1 protein-coding gene is annotated in these 363 nt (G+C 71.6%); it reads left to right on the top strand.

Annotation, left to right across the window (positions count from 1 at the left end; all coding sequences use genetic code 11):
- Positions 1-5: 5 nt before the first annotated feature.
- Positions 6-363 (top strand): KR domain-containing protein (locus tag UK12_RS44865; RefSeq protein WP_331386679.1); only part of this gene is annotated, 358 nt, incomplete at its 3' end.

The following is a 363-nucleotide window of genomic DNA, read 5'->3' as shown; positions in this document are numbered from 1 at the left end:
ACACCGTGCTGGGCCCGAGGGTGGACGCGGCGTGGAACCTGCACCTGCTGACCCGGGAGCTCGACCTGTCGGAGTTCGTGCTGTCCTCCTCCGCCGCTGGGGTCTTCGGCAACGGGGGCTACGGCAACTACGCTCGGGCGAACAGCTGCCTGGACGCCTTATGCGCCCGGAGCCGAGCCGGCGTCTCGATACTGGACGGACCTGGCGAGATCGGCGCGGAGCGCCGCCAGGCCCCGCCACGTCTATACGGGCAGTCCCAAGGACTGAGTCTCGCAACGCGCCGGAGCCACGAAACAGGGCTAGCCCGGCGTCGACCGACAGGGCCGTCGGACCGCCGCGCGTCATCCGCCGGAAGCCGCGCGC

The sequence above is a fragment of the Saccharothrix sp. ST-888 genome (genome assembly GCF_000955975.1).
In the GTDB taxonomy this organism is placed as follows: Bacteria; Actinomycetota; Actinomycetes; order Streptomycetales; family Streptomycetaceae; genus Kitasatospora.
The sequence above is the reverse complement of the archived record's forward strand: the minus strand, read 5'-3'. Positions and strand labels throughout refer to the sequence as shown.